Origin of the sequence: Nonomuraea sp. ZG12 (genome assembly GCF_052068115.1) — a bacterium.
Taxonomy (GTDB): domain Bacteria; phylum Actinomycetota; class Actinomycetes; order Streptosporangiales; family Streptosporangiaceae; genus Nonomuraea.
The window spans coordinates 61,802-81,656 of sequence record NZ_JBQHCW010000007.1; the positions used below are offsets into that span (position 1 = coordinate 61,802).

Sequence of the window (19,855 nt, forward strand, 5' to 3'; positions counted from 1 at the left end):
TCAGGAGACGGTGATCACCGGGCCGTACGTCTCGGGCGAGCTGCCCGAGCCGTGGAAGACGACTCGGTGGGCGCCGGTCAGTGGCACCCGCCACACGAACAGGTCGTCGGCCGAGGACACCAGCGGGTTCAGGTCCACGGGCGTCCAGTTCCAGCCGGTGCCGGTGTGCCGGTAGTACCAGGAGTTCTCGATGAGGTAGTCGGCGCCGATGCCGGCGACCGCGAAGCCGGTGGCGGCGTCGTTGTCGTGGTCGATGTACACGTGGTGGAAGTCGAAGGGCAGGTTGTAGCGCGCCTGGTAGGTGGCGCCGGTGTCGGTGACCGAGCCGGTCTGCTCGGAGATGGGGTCGCCGCTGGGCTCGGTCGTGGTGACGGTCAGTGGCCGGGCGGGCGCGGACTCGTTGCCGCTCGCGTCCCTGGCGACCACGGTGAAGGTGTACGAGGTCGCCGGGGTCAGGCCGCTGACCGGGACGGAGGAGTCGGCGGGCAGCAGGGCGGCGGGCAGCCGCAGCAGCCGCCGGCCGTCCATGAGGACGTCGTACCAAGCGGTGTCCCGCGTGTGCGCCCAGGTCAGCCGGGCGCTGGCCACCTTGACCTGGTCGGCGCTCAGCCCGTCCGGGGTGGTGGGCGGCTCGGGGTCGGCTCTCCTGGTCCGCACGGGCACGGCGGTGCTCGCGGGCGAGGCGTTGCCGGCCGCGTCGCGGGCCTTGATCGTGATCGCGTGCTTGGTGCCCGGGTCCAGGTTCTTCAGGGTGACGGCGGGGACGCGGCCGGCCGTGCCCGCCACGCGCAGCCCGTTCACGTGTACGTCATAGCCGACGGCTCCGGGCGAGGGCCGCCAGGCGAGGGTGAGCGTCGTGGGGCCGCGCTTCACGGCCCTGGCCGGGCCGGGGCGCGCGGGCGCGGTCGTGTCCGGCGACCTGGCCGCGTCCAGCTCGGCCTGCCAGTAGTCCGGCAGCGTGTCCCAGGGGTTGGCCAGCACGTCGGGAGTGACGTACATGTGACCCGCGGCGCGCTCCCTGCCCAGGCGCAGCGCCTCGGTCATCTGGTCCTGGGTGGCGGTGGCGTGCACGAGGTGCCAGAACCGGCGCGGGTCCAGGCCGCGCTGCCAGGCGGGCGGCTGCCAGCCCTGGTAGGTCTCGTACGTGCCCTCGAACGTCAGGCTCACGTCGGCGATGTCGGCGTAGCACTGATCGGTGCCGATACCGGGGTTGATGACGGTGAACGCGCCACGGTGCAGGCTCTTGATCGACTCGTCCAGCGCCCGGTAGGTGTCGGAGTAGGCGTTGCCGGGGCCGCAGACGTTCTGCACCTCGTCCAGGAAGACGCCGCCGAGACCGTGCTCGCCGTACAGCTCGTACCAGCGGGCCACGTCCTGCTGCGCCTGCGCGAGCCAGGCGAGCGGGGTGGTCTCGCCGAGCCTGGTGGCGCGGCCGGTGCTGCCGAGGTAACCGGTGGCCACGTAGCCGAGCACGGTGACCCCGGCGGCGCGGGCGTCGGCGATGGCCTGGGCGTAGCCGGGGTCGAAGTCCTTGCCGGGACCGGAGAACGGGTTGGCCACGATGATCCCCACCCCGGGCTGGGCCACCTGCTCCCAGAGCTCGCCCGGGGCGAAGTACGCGGGCACGGCCAGGGAGACGCCCGCCGGGGCGTCGTCCGCGTGGGCGGTGCCGGATAACGAGGCCAGCAGGAGAACCGCCACCGCGGCGGTTCGGCGTGCATGCATAGGTCAGCCTTTGCTGCCGGTGTGGGCGATGCCCTGGATGAACTGGCGTTGCAGGAACACGAACACGGCGATCACGGGGAGCGAGGCGAGCAGCGAGCCGGCCATGAGGACCGGGTAGTCGGTCTGGTACTGGCCCTGAAGCGCCGCCAGCCCCGCCGACAGCGTCATCTTGTCCGGGTCGGTGTTGACCACGAGCGGCCAGAACAGGTCGTTCCACGCCCACAGCAGGGTCAGGATGCCCAGCGCCACCAGTCCCGGCCGGGCCAGCGGCAGCATGATCGACCAGTAGATCCGCACCGGACCGGCGCCGTCGAGGCGGGCCGCCTCCTCGATCTCGCGGGGCAGCGCGAGGAAGAACTGCCGCAGCAGGAACACCCCGAACGCGCTGAACAGCCCCGGCACGATGATCGCCTGGAGGCTGTTGAGCCAGCCGAGCGACGACATGATCTGGTACTGCGGGATCACGAACAGCTGCGGCGGCACCATGAGCACCGACAGGAAAACGCCGAACAGCACGTTCCTGCCGGGGAAGCGGAGCCGGGCGAAGGCGTAGGCGGCCATCGAGCAGAACAGCACCTGCCCGCTCACCCGCCCGGCGGCCATCAGCACGGTGTTGAGGAACTGCTCGCCGAACGGCAGCAGCTCGAAGACCTTGGCGTAGTTGTCCCAGCGGCCCTCGGGCAGGAAGGTCGGCGGCACCGCGGTGGCGCTGCTCAGCGTCTTGAGCGAGGTGATCACCTGCCAGACGAACGGCGCCACCATCGCCAGCGACGAGGCGATGAGCACCACGTGGACGCCGAACGCGCCGCGACGCTCAGACATAATGCACCCACCTCCGCTGGAGCCGGAACTGCACGATCGTCAGCGCCGCGATGAGCACGAGCAGCGCGATCACGATGGCGGCCGCGTAGCCGCGGTCGTTGGTGACGAAGGCGCGCTCGTAGAAGAGCTGCACGACGGTCTGCAGCCGCGAGTACGCCGGGTTGGCCCGCGCCGCCTGCCCGGACCCGGTCATCACGAAGACCAGGTCGAACAGCTGCAGCGAGCCGATCACCGAGATGATCGAGATGAAGAACGCGGTCGGCGACAGCATCGGCAGCGTGATGGTGAAGAACTGCCGGACCCGGCCGGCGCCGTCCATGGCCGCCGCCTCGTACAACTCCTTGGGGATGGCCTGCATCCCGGCCAGGAAGATGATCAGGTTGTAGCCGATGCTGCTCCAGATGCCGACCACGACCAGCGCGTACATGGCGGTGGCCGGATCGGCGATCCAGTTGGGCCCGTCGACGCCGACGACCGAGAGCGCCTGGTTGACCAGGCCGTAGTCGCCGTTGTAGAGCCAGCGCCAGAGCATCGCGACCGCGACCGGCATGGTGACCACGGGCAGGAAGAACGCCGTCCGGTAGACGCTCACGCCGCGCAGGCCCGGCCGGTTGATCAGCGCGGCGAACACGATGGCGAGAGGGATCCCGATCAGGCCGAGCGCGGTGTACATCAGGGTGTTGAGCATCGCCTGGCCCACCTCGGGATCGGCGAACAACCGGGTGTAGTTGTCCAGCCCCGTCCAGGTGTGCCCGCCGAACGCGCCCCACTCGGTGAAGGAGAAGTAGGCGGTCTGCAGGACGGGCCACAGGTTGAAGATCGCCAGGCCGAGCCCGGTGGGGGCGATGAACGCGTACCCCCACAGGGCCTGGCTGCGGTGTCCGCGCGGCTTCGCGGCGTGGGCCGCCCGGGCGGTGGTCATGTCACTCCTTGGCCAGCAGGTCGTTCATGCCGGCCGCGAGGTCGGTGGCGGCCTTCTCGATCGGCACCTCCCCGGTCCACGCCTTGGTGAGGTGGGTGAGCTCTGCCTCCTGCCAGGCCGCGGTGTTCTTGGAGACCGGGTACGGCACCGCGTAGGCGACGGCGTCGAGGAACGTCTGCAGCTTCAGCTCCGGATGGGCGGCCACCCAGTCGTTCTGCGTGCCGTTGTAGGCCGGGATAGGACCCTTCTTGCCCAGGATGTCGGCGGCCGGCTTGGAGCCGAGGAACTTGACGAACTCCCACGCCTCGGCCGGGTGCTCGGTCTTGGCCGACATCACGTTGGCCACGCCGTGGATGACGGTGGCCTGCTTCTCCCCCGTCGGCAGCGGGGCGACGTCCACCTTGTCCTTGGTGTAGTCGTTCTTGGTGAACTCCGCCACGTTCCACGACCCGCCCCAGTACATCGCCAGCTTGCCGGCCTCGAAGAGCTGGAGCGTGGCGGTGTCGGTCATGGTCTTGAGGTCGGGCGACTGCTTGGCGGCGATGAGGTCGGTCCAGAACTTCAGGCCCGCGATCGTCTTGGGGTCGTCGTAGCCGGACTTCTTGCCGTCCGGCGAGATCACGTGGCCGCCGGCCTGGTAGATGGTGTTGTACTGGTATTCCTGGAAACTCGTGAGCTGGGCGCCGACGGCGTACACGCCCTTGTCCGGGTCGGTGAGCTTGGCCGCGGCCTCCTTGAAGTCGGCCCAGGTCCAGTCGTCGGCCGGATACTTCACCTTCGCGGCGTCGAAGAGCGTCTTGTTGTACCAGACGCCCACCGTGTCCATGTCCTTGGGCAGGCCGTACAGCTTGCCCTCGAAGGTGTACAGGTCCACCAGCGGCTTGGGCCAGACCGAGGTGTCGACCTGCTCCTCGATCGGCTTGATCACGCCGTTGGAGGCGTACAGCTGGAAGTTGGGGCCGTTCATCCAGAAGACGTCGGGCGCCGCGCCGCCGCTCACCGCCGCCTTGAGCTTCGTCCAGTAGTCCGCCCACGGGGTGAGCTGGACGTCGACGGCGATGCTCGGGTGCGTCTTGGTGAACTCCGTGGCCAGCTCCTGCATGACGGCCTGCTGGGTGGCGTCCCAGACGCCGTAGGACAGCATCACCTTCTCCGGCGGCTGCGTGCCCGTGGCGGCCTGCTCACCACCCCCGCACGCGGTGGCGAGCAGCGCCGCGCAGAGAATGGCCGCACCTCTCCGTGCCGACTTCCACATCTCCCGGTCCTCTCCTAGAACGTGGGAGTAATCATGGAGTCCAGGGAAATTATTGGCAAGAGTCCATGTGTCACAGATGGCTCACGAGCGGCGCGCGGCCGTCGAGAACGCGTTCCTCGACGTCGTCGAGCGCCAGCCGCACGGCGCCGAGCACCACGGCCTCGTCGCCGAGCGCGGACATCAGCACCTCGGGCGTCCGGATGCACCAGCGGTCCAGCTCCCGCTTGAGCGGGTCGATGAGCACGTCGGCCGAGCGCGAGAAGCCGCCGCCGAGCACGACCATCTGCGGGTCCAGGGCCAGGACCAGCGCGGACACGCCGAGCGCCAGATCCTTGACGTAGCGGCGCACCGCCGTGGCCGCCGCCCTGTCACCGGCCCTGGCGGCGGCGAACACGTCGCCCGCCTCGCCGTTGGCGGCGCTCAGGTGCTCCTGCGCGCGGATCCAGCCGAGCACGGGCAGCGCGCCGATCTCGCCGGAGGCGTTGGCGAAGCCCCGGTGCAGCTTGCCGTCGATGACCAGGCCCGCGCCGGTACGCAGCCCCGCCAGCAGGAACACCATGTCCTTGGCGTAGCGGGCCACGCCGCGCCAGCACTCGGCCAGGGCGGCGAGCTTGCTGTCGTTCTCGACCAGCACCGGGGCCGGGGCCAGCCGGCGCAGGTGCGTGGCCAGGTCCACGCCGGTCCACTCGGGCAGCGCCTCCGACAGCACCACCCGGCCGACGCCGTCCACCAGGCCGGTCGTGCCGACGCCGGAGGCCCAGATGTCGCCGCCGGTCAGCCCGGCGCCCTCCAGGCACTCGGCGACCGCGCGGTCCACCGCCTCCAGGCGTTCGAGCCGGCCCATCTCGGGCGTGACGGCGACGCAGGCGCTCTGTTGCACGTCGCCGTCGAGGTCGGCGATCACCGTGCGGATCTTGTGGCCGCCGATGTCGACGCCGAGCACCCGGCCCGCGTCGGCCCTGAATCGGTAGCGCCTGGCCGGGCGGCCCACCCCGCCCGCCGTGGCCCCTGCCTCCGCGACCCAGCCCTTCTGCAGCAGCTCGCGGACCACGTCCTCCGTGGAGGCTCGCGACAGCCCGGTGCGCTTGGCGACCTCGGTGAGCGTGAGTGACGGCCGGCCCTGCAGTGCCTTGATCACGGCCAGCGCGTTGAGCTGCCGCAGCCGCGACAGGTCACCACCGCTCAGCTCCTCGGCCATCGGCCCCCCTTGCTGTCAGCTTCCCAAGACCGAATAATGACACTCTCCATGATAATTCTTCGGGGAAGGTTCCATGACTGAGGTGACTCTAGCCGTCGTCGGCGGCGGCCTGCGAGGACTCACGTACGCCCGCCGCGCGCACGCCACGAGAGCAGGGCGGGTGGTGGCGGTGGCGGAGCCCGATCCGCAGCGGCGAGCGGCGTTCGCGACGGAGTTCGGGATCGAGCCGGACCAGGTGCATCCGGGCTGGAAGGAGCTGGCGGCGGCCGGGCGGGTGGCGGACGCGGCGATCATCGCCACGCACGACCAGCTGCACACCGAGCCCGCGGTGACGCTGGCGGACCTCGGTTACCACATTCTCCTGGAGAAGCCGATGGCCACCGAGGAGCGGGAGGCGGTCATGATCGCCGACGCGGCCGGCCGCAACGGCATCATGCTGGCGGTCTGCCACGTGCTGCGCTACACGCCGTACACCCGGGTGGTCAAGGAACTGCTGGACGAGGGACGGATCGGGCGGCTGGTCAGCGTCCAGCACCTGGAGCCGGTGGGCTGGTGGCACCAGGCGCACTCGTTCGTGCGCGGGCACTGGCGGCGCGAGGACACCTCGGCGCCGATGCTGCTGGCCAAGGCCTGCCACGACGTGGACTGGCTCGTGCACCTGTTCGGCCGGCCGCCTGCCCGCGTGTCGTCGTTCGGCTCGCTGTCGCACTTCCGCCCGGAGGAACGGCCCGAGGCGGCGGCCGACCGGTGCCTCGACTGCCCGCTGGAGCCGTCGTGCCCGTACTCCGCGCCACGGCTCTACCTGGGCTGTCTCGGGGATCCGGACAGCGAGTTCTGGCCGCTGTCGGCCGTCACGCAGGGGCGGACCGAGGAGGAGGTGCTGGCGGCTCTGCGGACGGGGCCGTACGGGAGGTGCGTGTACGCCTGCGACAACGACGTCGTCGACCACCAGGAGGTGGTGATGGAGTTCGACGACGGGGCGACGTGCTCGTTCACCATGAGCGCCTTCACGCCGATGGAGCACCGGCGCACACGCCTGTTCGGCACCCACGGGTACATCGACGGCGACGGGCGTGAGCTGCGGGTGGTGGACTTCCGCACCGGCGACGAGGAGCTCATCGCAACGGGGGGCGCAGCGGGCCCGTCGGCCGCCGACGGGCACGGGGGCGGCGACGAGGGGCTGACGGACTCCTTCCTCGCCGCCGTGGCCTCGGGCGATCCGGCCCTGCTGCGCTCGGAGGCGGCCGAGAGCCTGATGACGCACCGCGTGGTGTGGGCCGCCGAGCGCGCACGCCGGACGGGCACGGTCGTGTCGCTCGACCGGTGAGGCGCTCACACGTTCTTGACCATGCCTCCGTCGATCACGTACTCGTTGCCGGTGATGTTGCTGGGCGCGGCCAGGAACGCGATGAGCCGCGCCACCTCCTCCGGCGTGCTGATGCGGCCGGTGGTCACGCCCAGCCCGCTGATCGCCTGCTCCACGAACGACTCGTGGGGGACGCCCTGCTCGCCGAACTGCTCGGCGATGACCTTGGTGAGCGCGTTGAGCGCGGCCTTGGAGACGTTGTAGTCGGCGGGGCCGGCGGCCACGGTGCGCGCTCCGACCGAGGAGACGTTAATGACCGTGCCGCTGCGCTCGATCAGGTGCGGAAGCGCGTGGTCATTCAGCCCCCTTCCGGGAATACGAGGTAGATCTTGACGCAAGGGCCTGTCTGGCGACACCACGAAAACTGCCGGTCACCGTCGTTTACCCGCCATGTTCAACCGGGGTTCCCGGGGGAATTTCTGGCGATAAGCGCGCGGAGAGATGCCGTGGCGTTTGGTGAATTGCTGGCGGAAGACCGCGACGGTGTTGTAGCCGACGTGATGGGTGATCTGCTGGATGGACAGGTCCGTGGCCTCCAGGAGCTCCGCCGCCCGGTGCAGGCGCTGGGCCGACAGCCAGGAGTAGGGCGTGGCGCCGGTGACGGCCTTGAAGCGGCGGATGAAGGTGCGCTCGCTCATCAGGGCGCGGGCGGCCAGGTCGGCGATCGAGATCGGCTGGTCCAGGTTGGCGCGCAGCCAGTCGATGACGCTGGTGAGGGAGGCGTCATCGCCGGCCGGGACGGGCCGATCGTGGTACTGGGCGTGGTCCCCCTCGCGGTGCGGGGCAGCGACCATCTCCCGGCCGATGGCGTTGGCCACGGCAGCGCCGTGCTCGCGGCGCAGCAGGTGCAGGCAGAGATCGATGCCGGCCACGCCACCGGCTCCGGTGATGAGGCGTCCCTCGTCGACATAGAGCGCCCGTGCCTCCACGCTCACCTCGGGGAACCGGGTGGCGAAGTCGTCCACCAGGCTCCAGTGCGTGGTGGCCCGCCGGCCGTCCAGCAGCCCGGCGCTCGCCAGCAAATACGCCCCGCCGCAGAGGGCGACGATGATCGCCTCCCGCCGGTGAGCGGCCCGCAGCGCCGCGGCCACGGCCGGAGACAGCCGCGGGATCGACGCGTCGCCTGGCAGCACCACGATCAGGTCCGCCTCGGCCAGCTCGGCCAGGCCATGCGTCACCCGTAACGGCAGGCCGAGGTCCGTCTGCACCATGCCCGGCACTTCCGCGCACACCCGGAAGTCGAACGCCGACAGCCCCAGCCGGGTGCGATCGGCGAACACCCAGCCGATCCCGCCCAGCGCGAAAGCGCTCACCCCGTCCATGACCAGCGCCACCACCGAACGAAACGGCGCCCTCACCCGGCGACGCCGACCACCGGAGGACGCTCCCGGACGATCAGTACCCAACGTACACAGCATGGACAGCACCCCTTCACCAGTCGGATCCAGCATCACCACGTCAGAGCAGGAACGGGTTCTCCCCGGACGCGACGGCCGAGAACAGCGCGGACCCGTGCCTGTCGTACAGGTGCCGCTGCAGGGCCGGACCGAAGCTCACCCGCGCGACGCCGAGCCCGGCGAGCTCGGCCCGCGACAGCTTCCCCTGCCCGTACGCGACGTTGATCGGCCCGGGGATGCCCTTGGCCAGGGCCCCGATCACCTCGGGGTCACCGGCGCCGATGGGATAGACGCAGTCCGCGCCGGCCGCGAGGTACCGGGCACCGCGGTCCAGGGTGGCGGCGAGCTGCTCCTCCGGCGACCCGGCCCGGCGTACGAACGAGTCCGTACGCGCGTTGACGACCAGGTCCACGCCCAGCGACACCGCCGCGCCGCGCACGGCGGCCAGGAAGTCGATCTGCTCGCCGACGTCGATCATGGCCCCGGTCGGCGGGTCGGAGTCCTCCAGGTTCAGCCCGACGGCCCCGGTCGCGGCGAACCGCTCGACCAGTTCGGCCGGCGCGAGCCCGTAGCCACGCTCGAAGTCGACCGTCACCGGCAGGCTCACCGCCCGGACGATCCGCGCGGTCGCGGCCAGCACCTCCTCGACCGGCGTCGCCTCTCCGTCGGCGTAGCCGAGTATCGCGGCCGTGGCGGCGCTGCTCGTGGCCACGGCCGCGAACCCGGCCGCCTCCACCATCCGGGCCGAGGCCGCGTCCCAGGCGTTGGGCAGCACGAGCGGATCACCCGCCACGTGCGCTTTCCGCAGCGTGGCGGCCTTCTCCTGTGCCGGGCGGGACAGCTCTGTCATCGAGTCCTCCATGTCATGAGTGATCCTCTGGGGCATCAGGCGCGCTCCCTCTGGGGTACGGCGCTCGCCACCAGGGATGGCGTGGCCGGTCGCCTGCCCGGCATGCCGAGCGCGACGAGCACGCCGGTGAACGCGAACGCGGCCACCGTGCCCATCGCCGCCGTGAATCCCGCGCTGAAGTCCCCGGCCGAGGCGTAGCCCCCGGTGCTCGCGAAGACGGCCACGGTGATCGTCACACCGAACACCCCGCCGAAGATCCGCAGCATCATGAACGCGCCGGACGCCTGGCCGATCTCCTGCGGCCGCACCGCTCCGACCACCGACTTCTGCGCCGCGGGCATGGCCATGGTCAGCCCGACCCCGCTTATGACGAGCGCGGGCAGGAGCTCGGGGTAGCCCGTGTCAGTGTCGGCGACCAGGGCGATCCAGCCCATGCCGACCGTCTGGAGCAACAGCCCGCCGACCACGAACGTGCGCTCGCCGTACCTGTCGGCCAGTCTGCCGGCGATCGGCGCGCAGATCATCAGGGTCGCGGTCCACGGCATCAGCCGCAGGCCGGCGCCGAGCGGCCCTTCGCCGTGCACGGTCTGGAAGTACTGCGCGAGAAAGAACAGCGTGCCGTACAGCGAGGCGAACACGCAGAAGTTGGCCGGGTTGGCCGTGGCGAACGCACGCACCCGGAAGAACCGCATCGGCAGCATCGGCGCCGGCGTGCGCCGTTCCCACAGCACGAAGGCGATCACCAGCGCGACGCCGAGCACCAGCGCGCCGAGCACCTCCGCGCTGCTCCAGCCCGCCGCGTTGCCCCGGACCAGGCCCCAGACGACGCCGAACGCGCCCAGCGTCACCAGCGCGACCCCGCCGAGGTCGAAGCGGTTGTTCGGGCCGAGGCTCTCGTGGACGCGCCGCGCCGTGAGCATGATCGCGAGCAGCCCGATCGGCAGGTTCAGCCAGAAGATCCACTGCCAGGCCAGCCCCTCGGCGATGACGCCGCCGATGAACGGGCCGCTGAACGTCGCCAGCCCGGTGATGCCCAAATACAGCCCCATCGCCTTGCCCCGCTGCCGTGGCGGGAACAGCGCGCTGATCAGGGTCAGCGACAGCGGCAGCACCAGCGCGGCGCCGGCCCCCTGCAACGCCCGCGCCGCGATCAGGACGCCGATGTCCGCCGACACCGCGCACGCCACCGACGCGACGGTGAACACCGCCAGCCCGGCGATGAACATCCGCCGGCGGCCGAACCGGTCCCCCAGCGCCGCCCCGGTCAGGAGCAGCACCGCGAACGTCAGGTTGTAGGCGTTGACCGTCCACTCAAGCGCTTCGACCGATGCCGTCAGATCCTGCCGGATCGTGCTCAGCGCCGTCGTGACGACCAGGCTGTCCAGGGCCATCATGAACGACGCCAGCGAAGCGAGCCCCAACGTCCACGCCTGCTCGGACGTCATCCGTCCCCCGTCGGAGCTCACCGTTCCCCCTTGCCGTCGGTGTTCACACGCAGCGAGCGGGGCAGCCCGAACCGGGTCAGCAGCGAGTTGTCGTGGAACCGCGTCAGCGCGGTGATCCGGTCACCGGTCAGGGTGAGCACCAGCACGCCGTGCGCGTGCAGGATCGGCGTGCGCGGGTCACGGACGTAGCAGCCGAAGGCCGGTTGGCCGTTCGCCCGCGTCGGGATCAGCATCTCGCTGCGGCACGCACGCAACGCGACCGTGGTCAGGAAGTGCCCGATGGCGTCCTTGCCCTGGTACTCCAGCGGCATCGGCGGCATGGTCAGCCACGCGTCGTCCGTCAGCATGGCCACGATCGCCTCGACGTCCCCGGCCTCGAAGGCGCGGGTGAAGTCAGCCACGATCCGGCGTTCCTGGGGCGAGTCCGGCAGCGGGGCGCTCTCCCGGCCGGGCAGCTCCCGCCCCAGCACGCCCCTTGCTCGCTTCAGCGCGCTGGTCACCGCGTTCTCGGTGGTGTCGAGCATGGCCGCCACCTCGGCGGCCCGGAACCCCAGCACGTCCCGCAGCACCAGCACGGCCCGCTGCCTCGGCGGCAACCGCTGCAGCGCCGTCAGGAACGCCAGCGACACCGACTCCCTGGCCTCGTAACGCGCCTCCGGTCCGGGCAGGTGGTCGGCGATCTGGTCGAGCAGCACGTCGGGGTACGGTTCCAGCCAGCTGGGCTCCTCCCGGCGGTGCGACGGCTCGGGCAACTGGACCTCCGGCTGGTAGGCCGCGCGTTCGTGCGGACGACGGGCGCCGGAGCGCAGCGCGTTGAGACAGCGGTTGGTCGCGATCCGGTAGAGCCAGGTCCGCACCGACGCGCGCTCCTCGAAACCACCGATCCCCCGCCACGCCGCCAGCAGCGTCTCCTGCAGCAGATCCTCGGCGTCCTGCACCGACCCGAGAATGCGGTAGCAGTGCACCTGTAACTCCCGCCGGTACGGCTCGACCAGCCGGCGGAACGCCTCCCCGTCCCCGCTGCGCGCCAGCGCCGGCAGATCCTCGGCCGGGGCATCGGTCCCCTCGGACGGCGGTATCCCTCGCATATCGGCTCCTTCCAGCCAACGACCCCTCTCGAATGGATAGACACCGCCGATCCCGAAAACTGGTCGGCCGGGGCGCGGGGAATCAGCGTGGCGGGCGCTGGTCGATGATCCGGCGCATCTTGCCGACCGACCGCTCGATGCCGTCGGGCTCCAGGACGTCGACCCGCACGCTCACGCCGATGGCGCTCCTGACCAGGTGACGCAGCTGCTCGCCGCCGGCACGCGCCAGGTCCGCCGTGGCCGTCGGCCGCCGCTCGACCCGTATCGTCAGCGCGTCGAGCGGGCCTTCGCGCGTCAGGACGCACTGGAAGTGCGGGGTGAGCTCACGGACCCGGAGCAGGAGCTCCTCGATCTGGGTGGGGAAGAGGTTGACGCCGCGCAAGATGATCATGTCGTCGGTGCGGCCGAGGATCTTCTCGATGCGCCGCATGGGGCGTGCCGTCCCCGGCAGCAGCCGGGTCAGGTCGCCGGTGCGGTAGCGGAGGACCGGCATCGCCTCCTTCGTAAGCGAGGTGAGCACGAGCTCGCCCTCCTCGCCGTCCGGGAGCACCCGCCCGGTGAGCGGGTCGACGATCTCGGGGTAGAAGTGGTCCTCCCAGAGGTGCAGCCCGTCCTTCGTCTCCACGCACTCCTGCGCCACGCCGGGGCCGATCACCTCGGACAGGCCGTAGATGTCGACCGCGTGCATGCCGGTCCGCTCCTCCACCTCGCGGCGCATCTCGTTCGTCCACGGCTCGGCGCCGAAGATGCCGACCCGCAACGACGACTCGCGGGGGTCGATGCCCTGGCGTTCCATCTCCTCGATCAGCACGAGCATGTACGACGGGGTCACCATGATGACGTCGGGCCGGAAGTCGCGGATGAGGGTGACCTGGCGTTCGGTCATGCCGCCGGAGACCGGTACGACCGTGCAGCCGAGCTTCTCCGCCCCCGCGTGCGCCCCCAGGCCGCCGGTGAACAGCCCGTAGCCGTACGCGTTGTGCAGCAGGTCGCCCGGACGCCCGCCGGCGGCGCGGATGCTCCGCGCCATGACCGTCGCCCAGGTGTCGAGGTCGCCGCGCGTGTAGCCGACCACGGTGGGCCGCCCCGTGGTCCCCGACGACGCGTGCACGCGCGCCACCTCCGCGCGCGGCACGGCGAACATGCCGAACGGGTAGTTCGCCCGCAGGTCCGCCTTGCCGGTGAACGGCAGCAACGCCAGATCCGCGAGCTCCCGCACGTCGTCCGGCCGCGCACCGGCGGCGTCGAGCGCCGAGCGGTAGTGCCGCACGTTCTCGTACGCGTGCCGTACGGACCAGCGCAGCCGGTCCAGCTGGAGGGCGCGCAACTCGTCGACGGAGGCCGACTCGATCGGCTCCATCCACAGGTCGGGGGTCAGGGCTCTCATGGTGGCTCCTCCTCGTCCGGCATCCGCCTGGCCAGCGTGCCTCAGCCGTCCGCCCCGATCCAGCCTTTCCCCGACCGGTCATCGCCCCCCGAGCCTTCCCCGGACACGACCGTCAAGGGGGTCCGGCCGCAGGCCGTCCAGCCTCATGAGAGGCTGCAGTGGTGACCACGACCGGGCCCGCCGACCCCGCCCCGGCCCGCCGACGCGGCCGCCCCGGCTACGACCAGGCGGCGATCCTGCGCGCCGCCGTGGAGCTGTTCAACCGCAAGGGGTACGACGCCACCAGCATGGGAGACCTGGCCAAGGAGCTCGGGCTGACGAAGCCGGCCATCTACCACCACGTCACGAGCAAGGAGCAACTGCTCGGCCAGGCCCTGGACGACGCCCTCGACGAGCTCACCGCCGTCGTGACCGCGGCCTCCCAGGACGCGGCCGGGACGAGCGCCTACGAGCGCCTGCGCGAGGTGGTGCGGCGCAGCGTCGAGGTCCTGGTGGCGCACCAGCCCTCCGTCACGCTCCTGCTCCGGGTGCGCGGCAACAGCGAGGTCGAGCTGGCGGCCCTCCAGCGGCGCCGCTGGCTCGACGACCGCCTCGCCGCGCTCGTCGCCGACGCCGTCGCGGAGGGCGCCCTGCGCGACGACGTGCCGCCGACGCTGGTCAGCCGCCTGGTGTTCGGCATGGTCAACTCGCTGGTCGAGTGGTATCGCCCGGACGGCGCCTACGACCGGGCGATGGTCGCCGAGGCCATCGCCGCCATCGCCTTCGACGGCCTGGCCCGGCACGAGGCCTGAACGGGCGGGGTCACCACGTGTAGAAGCCCTGGCCCGTCTTGCGGCCGAGGTGCCCGGCGGCGACCAGGTCGCGCAGGATCCGTGGCGGCTCGAACCGGTGCCCGAGCTCGCGCGCCAGGTGCTCGGCGATCGCGAGCCGTACGTCCAGTCCCACCACGTCGGTGGTCCGCAGCGGTCCCATCGGGTGGCGGTAGCCGAGGGTCATCGCCGTGTCGATGTCGGCCGCGCTCGCGACGCCCTCTTCGAGCATGCGCATCGCTTCGAGCGCCAGGCAGACGCCGAGGCGGCTGCTGGCGAAGCCCGGCGAGTCCGAGACCGTGATCGGTGTCTTGCCGAGCGCCGCCGCCCAGTCCCGGGCCCGCGCCACGAGCTCGGGGTCCGTACGGGGCCCGGTGACGATCTCGATGAGCTCGCTCACCGGGACGGGGTTGAAGAAGTGCAGCCCGAGGAAGCGTTCCGGCGCGGCCAGGCCGGCGGCGAGCGCGCCGATCGACAGGCTGCTGGTGTTCGAGGCGAGCACCGCGTCCGGCGCCCGCCTCTCGGCCAGGGCGAGCACCCGGACCTTGAGCGCCGCGTCCTCCGGGACCGCCTCGATGACGAGCTCGCACGGAGCCAGATCGGCGGGGTCGGCCGTGGTCCGCAGCCGGGAGAGGGCGTCCTCGGGCGGGACGGCGCCGCCTTTCGCGCGGGCCTTGGCCAGGCCGTCCGCCACCCGGTCCCTGGCCTGGCCGGCGGCCTCGGGCCCGTCCTCCACGACGATCACCCGGCTGCCCGAGGCGAGGAACGCGTGCGCGATCCCGGCCCCCATCCGCCCGCCCCCGAAGACGCCCACCGTGCGTGGCAGGCTCGGTGGCGGGGTCACTGGCTGAGTCATGAGCGTCGTTCCTTCCGCCGGTCCAGGAATGCCGTCATCCGAGCGTGTTTCTCCTCGGTCTCGAACAGAACCGCCTGCGCGAGGTCGTCGACGAACGGGTGCGCGGCCCTCGGGGCGTGGAAGACGGCCTTGGTGAGCCGGGTCGCCAGCGGCGCCCTGGCGTTGATCCGGTCGGCGAGCCGATGACCGGCGGCGAGCAGGTCCTCGGGCTCCACCACCTCGTTGAGCAGATGCGCGGCCCGCGCCTCTTCGGCCGTGAGGACGCGGCCCGCGAGCAGGATCTCCTTGGCCAGGGGTTCGCCGACGAGCTCGGCGAGCCGCCAGGCCGCGCCCGCCGCCGCGAGGATGCCGAGGTCGGTCTCCGGGTTGCCGATCCGCGTCCGGGGTGTGCCGATCCGGAAGTCGCAGGCGTAGGCGAGCTCGGCCCCGCCGCCCAGGGCGTACCCGTCGACGAGGGCCACCGTCGGCATCGGCAGCCGGTGGATCCGGTCGAAGATCTTCGAGTTGATGCCCCGCAGCGCGTCGTCCCGGTCGCGCTCGCGGAGCTGGGAGATGTCGGCCCCCGCCGCGAAGGCCGGTCCGGTGCCGGTGAGCAGGACAACGCGCGGCCCCTCCTCGACGGCGGCGCACGCCTCGTGCAGCGCGGCGACCAGCTCGCGGTCGATCGCGTTGCGGACCTCGGGCCTGTCGAGCCGCCACACGACCCGGTCCGCCGCCTCTTCGACGATGAGGGTCATGGGCGCTCCGCCAGGAGGGCACGGGCGGCGAAGGCTTCGGTCACGTGGAGCTCCTCTGCGTAGGTGGAGGTCAGGCGTCGTAGTCGACGGTGACGTTCGCGCTGACCGGGAACGTCTGGCAGGTGAGGACGAACCCGGCGTCCACCTCATGCTGGTCCAGGGCGTAGTTGCGGCGCATGTCCACCACGCCGTCGCGGACGACGGCGCGGCACGTCCCGCAGACGCCGCCCTTGCAGGCGAACGGCAGGTTCGAGCGGGTCGCCTGGGCCCCCTCCAGCAAGGTCGTCCCCCGTGAGACGGCCGCCGTCGCCCGCAGGCCGTCGAGCACGGTCGTCAGCACGCTGGTCGCCCCGGCCGGCACCCCGTCGGCCCGCCGGGGCATCGGCGGCGGAGCATCGACGTAGAACAGCTCGACGTGGACGTTACGCGCGGGGACTCCGAGGCCGGCGAGCACCTCCCGCGCGTCCTCCACCATGCGCAGCGGCCCGCAGAGCCACACGTGGTCGAACGTCTCCACCGGCACCAGCTCGGTGAGCAGGCGGCGCAGCCGGTCGCCGTCGAGCCGGCCGGAGAACAGCTCGACGTCGCGCGGCTCGCGCGACAGCACGTGGACGACCTGGAGCCGGGCGCCGTACCGGTTCTTCAGGTCGCCGAGCTCCTCGGTGAACATCACGGTGCGGCTCGTCCTGTTGCCGTACAGGAGCGACACCTGGGCGGCGGGGTGGGCCAGCACGGTGGAGGCGACCGACAGCATCGGGGTGATGCCGGATCCGGCGGCGACGCACAGGTGCCGCTCGCCACGCGCCGGGTCGGCCTGCCAGGAGCCGGTCGGCGTCTGCACCTCGATGCGCGTGCCGGGCGTCACCTCGTGGACGAGCCAGGAGGAGAAGAGGCCGCCGGGGATCTCGCGGACCCCGATCCGCGGCGCGGCGCCGGCCGGGGCGCAGATGGAGTAGGACCGCCGGTGCTCCCGCCCGTCCAGCACGCGGCGCAGGGTGAGCGACTGGCCGGCCCGGAAGGCGTACGCCTCGCGCAGTTCGCCGGGGACGGCGAACGTGATCGCGGCGGCGTCCTCGCACAGCCGGTCGACCGCAGCCACGGTCAGCGGGTGGAAGGCGGTGGACGCCCGGGTCGCCACGGGGCCCCGGGCGAGCGTGGTCATCTCATATCTCCTTGACATGCTCGAACGGTTCAAGGCAGTCGTTGCAGGTGTAGAGGGCCTTGCAGGCGGTGGCGCCGAACTCGGAGGTCAGCCGGGTGGCCGGGGAGCCGCAGCGCGGGCAGGCGGGGGCGCGCCGGGGCGGCCCGAGCGTGAGCGCCACCGGCCCGGATGTCCGGCGAGCCGGGCCGGGGGGCGAGAGCCCGGCCTCCCGCAGGGCGGCCCGGCCGCCTTCGGAGATCCAGTCGCTGGACCAGGGCGGGTCGAGCACGACGCGCACCTCGACGCGGGGGAAGCCGGCGTCGTTCAGCCGGTGGACGAGGTCGTCGCGCATCGTGGCCATGGCCGGGCAGCCGGTGTAGGTCGGGGTGATCGAGGCGACGACGATCTCGCCGCCGTCCGCCGCCCGCTCCACGCCGACGCCCCGCAGCACGCCGAGGTCGGCGAGGGTGAGCATGGGCATCTCCGGGTCGCGTACCCGCGCCGCGACCTCGGCGGCGCGGTCGGGGGCACGGTCGGGGGCGCTCACCACAGCCCGCTCGGGTGGGCGCGGGCGACCACCTGCATCTCGGCGAGCAGGAGGGCGAGCGCGTCGGTGTGCCGGCCCTCGCGTCCGCTGCCCGGCAGGGGCAGGCGGCCGGGGCGGGGGACGTCGCTCATGGCGAGCACCTGGTCGAGGAGGGCGTCCACCTCGCCGCGCGTGGTGGCGGGATCGACGGCGACGCCGGCCCGCGCGAGCGAGAGCTCGACGGGATGTGCGGACACCGGCTCGGCCTGGAGCGGCCACAGGGCGTCGAGGGCGGTGACGAGCCTGCGGCGTGACTCCTCGGTGCCCTGGGCGAGGGTGAGGAACCAGCGGGCCGCCCAGTCCCGGTGGTAGGCGAGCTCCTTGACGCCCTTGGCCGCGACCGCCGCCAGCACCGTGTCCCTGCTCGCGCGCAATCGCTCCAGCAGCGCCAGCCGGGCCGCCGAGAACAGCAGCAGGCGGGCGACGACGTGCGCGAAGTCCCCGTTCGGGACCTCGGCGAGGCGTACGTTGCGGAACTCCCCCGCGTCGCGGAAGAACGCCAGCGCGTCCTCCGGCGGCACCGGTGAGCCCTCGGGGAGCGCGGGCAGCACGCCGGGGTCGGCGGCGGCGGCCCGCGCCAGCAGCAGGCGGGCCTGTCCGAGGAGGTCGAGGGCCATGTTCGCCAGCGCGATGTCCTCTTCGAGGTCGGGCGCGCGGCTGCACCACTCCGACAGGCGCTGCGACATGATCAGCGCGTCGTCGCCGAGCATGAGGCAGTACGCGGCCAGCTCGGCGTGGTCGACGCCGTCGGGCACCGTCGTGTCGACGCCCGCCAGTGGGTCCTCGAAGTCGATGCCGAACGCCCACTGCGAGGAGTCCCCGCCGACCAGGCCGTCGAAGATGCTGCCGTGATCGTCGCTCACGGTGGTCCGCCTTCCTGGAGGTCAGATGTGCGGCACGTTCCCGGGGATCTCGTAGAACGTCGGGTGCCGGTAGACCTTGTCGCCGTTCGGCGCGAACAGGGGGTCCTTCTCGTCGGGGCTGGAGGCCGTGATGGCGTCGGCGCGGACGACCCAGATGCTCACGCCCTCGTTGCGCCGGGTGTAGACGTCCCGCGCGTGCCGCAGCGCCAGCACGTCGTCCGGGGCGTGCAGCGAACCGACGTGAACGTGGTTGAGGCCGCGCTTGCCGCGCACGAACACCTCGTAGAGCGGCCATTCCCGCCGGTCGGCGCTCATCGGGCGCCCGCCTCGGCGGACCGGCCCGCGAAGGCGGTGGCCGCCTCGCGCACCCAGGCGCCGTCCTCATGGGCGGCCCGGCGGTGGCGCAGGCGCTGGGCGTTGCACGGCCCGTCCCCGCGCACGACCGCGGCGAACTCCTCCCAGTCCGGATCGCCGAAGTCGTAGTGCCCGCGCTCCTCGTTCCAGCGCAGGTCCGGGTCGGGCAGCGTGACGCCGAGGGCATCGGCCTGCGGGACCGTCATGTCGACGAACTTCTGACGCAGCTCGTCGTTGGAGTTGCGCTTGATGCCCCACGCCATCGACCGCTCGCTGTTGGCGGACCGGGCGTCCGGCGGGCCGAACATCATCAGCGACGGCCACCAGAACCGGTCGACCGACTCCTGCACCATGGCGCGCTGGGCGGCGGTGCCGCGCATCATGGTCATGAGCAGCTCGTAGCCCTGCCGCTGGTGGAAGGACTCCTCCTTGCAGACCCGGATCATGGCACGGCCGTACGGCCCGTAGGAGGTGCGGCAGAGCGGCACCTGGTTGCAGATCGCAGCGCCGTCGACGAGCCAGCCGATGGTGCCGACGTCGGCGTAGGACAGGGTCGGGTAGTTGAAGATCGAGGAGTATTTCTGCCGGCCGGCGAGCAGCAGTCCGGTCAGCTCGGCGCGGGAGACGCCGAGGGTCTCGCACGCGGAGTACAGGTAGAGGCCGTGGCCGGCCTCGTCCTGCACCTTGGCCAGCAGGATCGCCTTGCGGCGCAGGGAGGGGGCGCGCGCGATCCATGCGCCCTCGGGCTGCATGCCGATGATCTCGGAGTGCGCGTGCTGGGCGATCTGGCGTACGAGGGTTCTGCGGTAGGCGTCCGGCATCCAGTCACGCGGCTCGATCCGGTCGCCGCGCGCGATGGTGGCGTCGAACGCGGCCTGCAGTCGCTCGTCCACCTCCGGCTCCACAGGAGTCGTCATCATCCCTCCATATTTACTTATCGCTCGGTCAGTAATACGGTGACACGACCGGGGGCACGTACGCAAGAGGGCGTCCGCCCGGCCGCCGAAAGGAGACGACTTGACATCCTCCGCCCGCCTGAAGGCAGGGGATTCCA

The 19,855-nt window shown here is 71.8% G+C and carries 20 protein-coding genes; 2 read left to right on the forward strand and 18 right to left on the reverse strand.

Annotated features, from left to right (window positions below; genetic code table 11):
* The 5 genes from ACTMTF_RS20950 to ACTMTF_RS20970 all read right to left on the reverse strand — a co-directional run bounded on the left by ACTMTF_RS20950 (position 1) and on the right by ACTMTF_RS20970 (position 5,922).
* Entirely contained in the window at positions 1-1,725 is a 1,725-nt protein-coding gene (locus tag ACTMTF_RS20950; protein WP_441112206.1) for a spherulation-specific family 4 protein, read from the reverse strand.
* 3 nt (positions 1,726-1,728) lie between these two features.
* On the reverse strand, positions 1,729-2,547 hold the full coding sequence (locus ACTMTF_RS20955) for a carbohydrate ABC transporter permease (RefSeq protein WP_441112207.1): 819 nt from the start codon (positions 2,545-2,547) through the stop codon (positions 1,729-1,731).
* Positions 2,540-3,469: a carbohydrate ABC transporter permease gene (locus ACTMTF_RS20960; RefSeq protein ID WP_441112208.1), complete on the reverse strand. Its 930-nt coding sequence runs from the start codon at positions 3,467-3,469 to the stop codon at positions 2,540-2,542. Before ACTMTF_RS20960 ends, ACTMTF_RS20955 begins: the two co-directional genes overlap by 8 nt.
* A 1-nt stretch (position 3,470) precedes the next feature.
* Positions 3,471-4,724 carry an ABC transporter substrate-binding protein gene (locus ACTMTF_RS20965; RefSeq protein WP_441112209.1) on the reverse strand — a complete coding sequence of 418 codons (1,254 nt, stop codon included), beginning with the start codon at positions 4,722-4,724 and terminating at the stop codon, positions 3,471-3,473.
* A gap of 70 nt (positions 4,725-4,794) precedes the next feature.
* Positions 4,795-5,922 (reverse strand): ROK family transcriptional regulator, encoded by a 1,128-nt coding sequence (locus ACTMTF_RS20970; RefSeq protein WP_441112210.1) that lies wholly within the window; start codon positions 5,920-5,922, stop codon positions 4,795-4,797.
* Between the two features lie 73 nt (positions 5,923-5,995).
* On the opposite strand from ACTMTF_RS20970, the gene ACTMTF_RS20975 reads away from it, so the two are divergent.
* Entirely contained in the window at positions 5,996-7,249 is a 1,254-nt protein-coding gene (locus tag ACTMTF_RS20975; protein WP_441112211.1) for a Gfo/Idh/MocA family protein, read from the forward strand.
* Between the two features lie 5 nt (positions 7,250-7,254).
* Here the strand turns inward: ACTMTF_RS20975 and ACTMTF_RS20980 are convergent, their stop codons facing one another.
* From ACTMTF_RS20980 to paaK, 6 genes are all read right to left on the reverse strand, one after another.
* Positions 7,255-7,647 carry an SDR family NAD(P)-dependent oxidoreductase gene (locus tag ACTMTF_RS20980; protein WP_441112212.1) on the reverse strand — a complete coding sequence of 131 codons (393 nt, stop codon included), beginning with the start codon at positions 7,645-7,647 and terminating at the stop codon, positions 7,255-7,257.
* Positions 7,648-7,659: 12 nt separating this feature from the next.
* The gene (locus ACTMTF_RS20985; RefSeq protein ID WP_441112213.1) at positions 7,660-8,622 is read right to left on the reverse strand and encodes a GlxA family transcriptional regulator; all 963 of its coding nucleotides are present in this window, start codon (positions 8,620-8,622) and stop codon (positions 7,660-7,662) included.
* Between the two features lie 124 nt (positions 8,623-8,746).
* Positions 8,747-9,535 carry an isocitrate lyase/PEP mutase family protein gene (locus ACTMTF_RS20990; protein WP_441112214.1) on the reverse strand — a complete coding sequence of 263 codons (789 nt, stop codon included), beginning with the start codon at positions 9,533-9,535 and terminating at the stop codon, positions 8,747-8,749.
* Between the two features lie 35 nt (positions 9,536-9,570).
* The gene (locus ACTMTF_RS20995; protein WP_441112215.1) at positions 9,571-11,001 is read right to left on the reverse strand and encodes an MFS transporter; all 1,431 of its coding nucleotides are present in this window, start codon (positions 10,999-11,001) and stop codon (positions 9,571-9,573) included.
* Complete coding sequence (locus ACTMTF_RS21000) at positions 10,998-12,068, reverse strand: sigma-70 family RNA polymerase sigma factor (RefSeq protein ID WP_441112216.1); 1,071 nt, start codon at positions 12,066-12,068, stop codon at positions 10,998-11,000. The genes ACTMTF_RS20995 and ACTMTF_RS21000 overlap by 4 nt, the downstream gene beginning before the upstream one ends.
* Positions 12,069-12,150: 82 nt before the next feature.
* Complete coding sequence (gene paaK, locus ACTMTF_RS21005; protein ID WP_441112217.1) at positions 12,151-13,455, reverse strand: phenylacetate--CoA ligase PaaK; 1,305 nt, start codon at positions 13,453-13,455, stop codon at positions 12,151-12,153.
* A gap of 161 nt (positions 13,456-13,616) precedes the next feature.
* Between paaK and ACTMTF_RS21010 the strand changes: the two genes are divergently transcribed.
* A complete protein-coding gene (locus ACTMTF_RS21010; RefSeq protein WP_441112218.1) occupies positions 13,617-14,246 on the forward strand; it encodes a TetR/AcrR family transcriptional regulator in 630 nt (209 codons plus the stop codon).
* Positions 14,247-14,256: 10 nt separating this feature from the next.
* Here ACTMTF_RS21010 and ACTMTF_RS21015 read toward each other — a convergent pair whose 3' ends face one another.
* From ACTMTF_RS21015 to paaA, 7 genes are all read right to left on the reverse strand, one after another.
* Positions 14,257-15,120, reverse strand: a complete 864-nt coding sequence (locus ACTMTF_RS21015) for a 3-hydroxyacyl-CoA dehydrogenase family protein (RefSeq protein WP_441112219.1) — start codon at positions 15,118-15,120, stop codon at positions 14,257-14,259.
* Positions 15,117-15,857 carry an enoyl-CoA hydratase/isomerase family protein gene (locus ACTMTF_RS21020; RefSeq protein WP_441112220.1) on the reverse strand — a complete coding sequence of 247 codons (741 nt, stop codon included), beginning with the start codon at positions 15,855-15,857 and terminating at the stop codon, positions 15,117-15,119. The genes ACTMTF_RS21015 and ACTMTF_RS21020 overlap by 4 nt, the downstream gene beginning before the upstream one ends.
* A 70-nt stretch (positions 15,858-15,927) precedes the next feature.
* A complete protein-coding gene (paaE, locus tag ACTMTF_RS21025; protein WP_441112221.1) occupies positions 15,928-17,019 on the reverse strand; it encodes a 1,2-phenylacetyl-CoA epoxidase subunit PaaE in 1,092 nt (363 codons plus the stop codon).
* A 1-nt stretch (position 17,020) separates the two neighbouring features.
* Positions 17,021-17,548, reverse strand: a complete 528-nt coding sequence (gene paaD / locus ACTMTF_RS21030) for a 1,2-phenylacetyl-CoA epoxidase subunit PaaD (RefSeq protein ID WP_441112222.1) — start codon at positions 17,546-17,548, stop codon at positions 17,021-17,023.
* Positions 17,542-18,447, reverse strand: coding sequence for a 1,2-phenylacetyl-CoA epoxidase subunit PaaC (paaC, locus tag ACTMTF_RS21035; protein ID WP_441112223.1), 906 nt, complete (start codon positions 18,445-18,447; stop codon positions 17,542-17,544). Before paaC ends, paaD begins: the two co-directional genes overlap by 7 nt.
* Positions 18,448-18,468: 21 nt before the next feature.
* Positions 18,469-18,762 carry a 1,2-phenylacetyl-CoA epoxidase subunit PaaB gene (paaB, locus tag ACTMTF_RS21040; protein ID WP_397004361.1) on the reverse strand — a complete coding sequence of 98 codons (294 nt, stop codon included), beginning with the start codon at positions 18,760-18,762 and terminating at the stop codon, positions 18,469-18,471.
* Entirely contained in the window at positions 18,759-19,721 is a 963-nt protein-coding gene (paaA, locus tag ACTMTF_RS21045; RefSeq protein WP_441112224.1) for a 1,2-phenylacetyl-CoA epoxidase subunit PaaA, read from the reverse strand. Before paaA ends, paaB begins: the two co-directional genes overlap by 4 nt.
* Between the last annotated feature and the right edge of the window lie 134 nt (positions 19,722-19,855).

Coding starts and splice junctions, on each gene's coding strand:
- ACTMTF_RS20950 (WP_441112206.1), bottom strand. CDS start 1,725: ATGCATGCACGCCGAACCGCCGCGGTGGCGGTTCTCCTGCTGGCCTCG.
- ACTMTF_RS20955 (WP_441112207.1), bottom strand. CDS start 2,547: ATGTCTGAGCGTCGCGGCGCGTTCGGCGTCCACGTGGTGCTCATCGCC.
- ACTMTF_RS20960 (WP_441112208.1), bottom strand. CDS start 3,469: ATGACCACCGCCCGGGCGGCCCACGCCGCGAAGCCGCGCGGACACCGC.
- ACTMTF_RS20965 (WP_441112209.1), bottom strand. CDS start 4,724: ATGTGGAAGTCGGCACGGAGAGGTGCGGCCATTCTCTGCGCGGCGCTG.
- ACTMTF_RS20970 (WP_441112210.1), bottom strand. CDS start 5,922: ATGGCCGAGGAGCTGAGCGGTGGTGACCTGTCGCGGCTGCGGCAGCTC.
- ACTMTF_RS20975 (WP_441112211.1), top strand. CDS start 5,996: ATGACTGAGGTGACTCTAGCCGTCGTCGGCGGCGGCCTGCGAGGACTC.
- ACTMTF_RS20990 (WP_441112214.1), bottom strand. CDS start 9,535: ATGACAGAGCTGTCCCGCCCGGCACAGGAGAAGGCCGCCACGCTGCGG.
- ACTMTF_RS21000 (WP_441112216.1), bottom strand. CDS start 12,068: ATGCGAGGGATACCGCCGTCCGAGGGGACCGATGCCCCGGCCGAGGAT.
- paaK (WP_441112217.1), bottom strand. CDS start 13,455: ATGAGAGCCCTGACCCCCGACCTGTGGATGGAGCCGATCGAGTCGGCC.
- ACTMTF_RS21015 (WP_441112219.1), bottom strand. CDS start 15,120: ATGACTCAGCCAGTGACCCCGCCACCGAGCCTGCCACGCACGGTGGGC.
- ACTMTF_RS21020 (WP_441112220.1), bottom strand. CDS start 15,857: ATGACCCTCATCGTCGAAGAGGCGGCGGACCGGGTCGTGTGGCGGCTC.
- paaE (WP_441112221.1), bottom strand. CDS start 17,019: ATGACCACGCTCGCCCGGGGCCCCGTGGCGACCCGGGCGTCCACCGCC.
- paaB (WP_397004361.1), bottom strand. CDS start 18,762: ATGAGCGCCGACCGGCGGGAATGGCCGCTCTACGAGGTGTTCGTGCGC.
- paaA (WP_441112224.1), bottom strand. CDS start 19,721: ATGATGACGACTCCTGTGGAGCCGGAGGTGGACGAGCGACTGCAGGCC.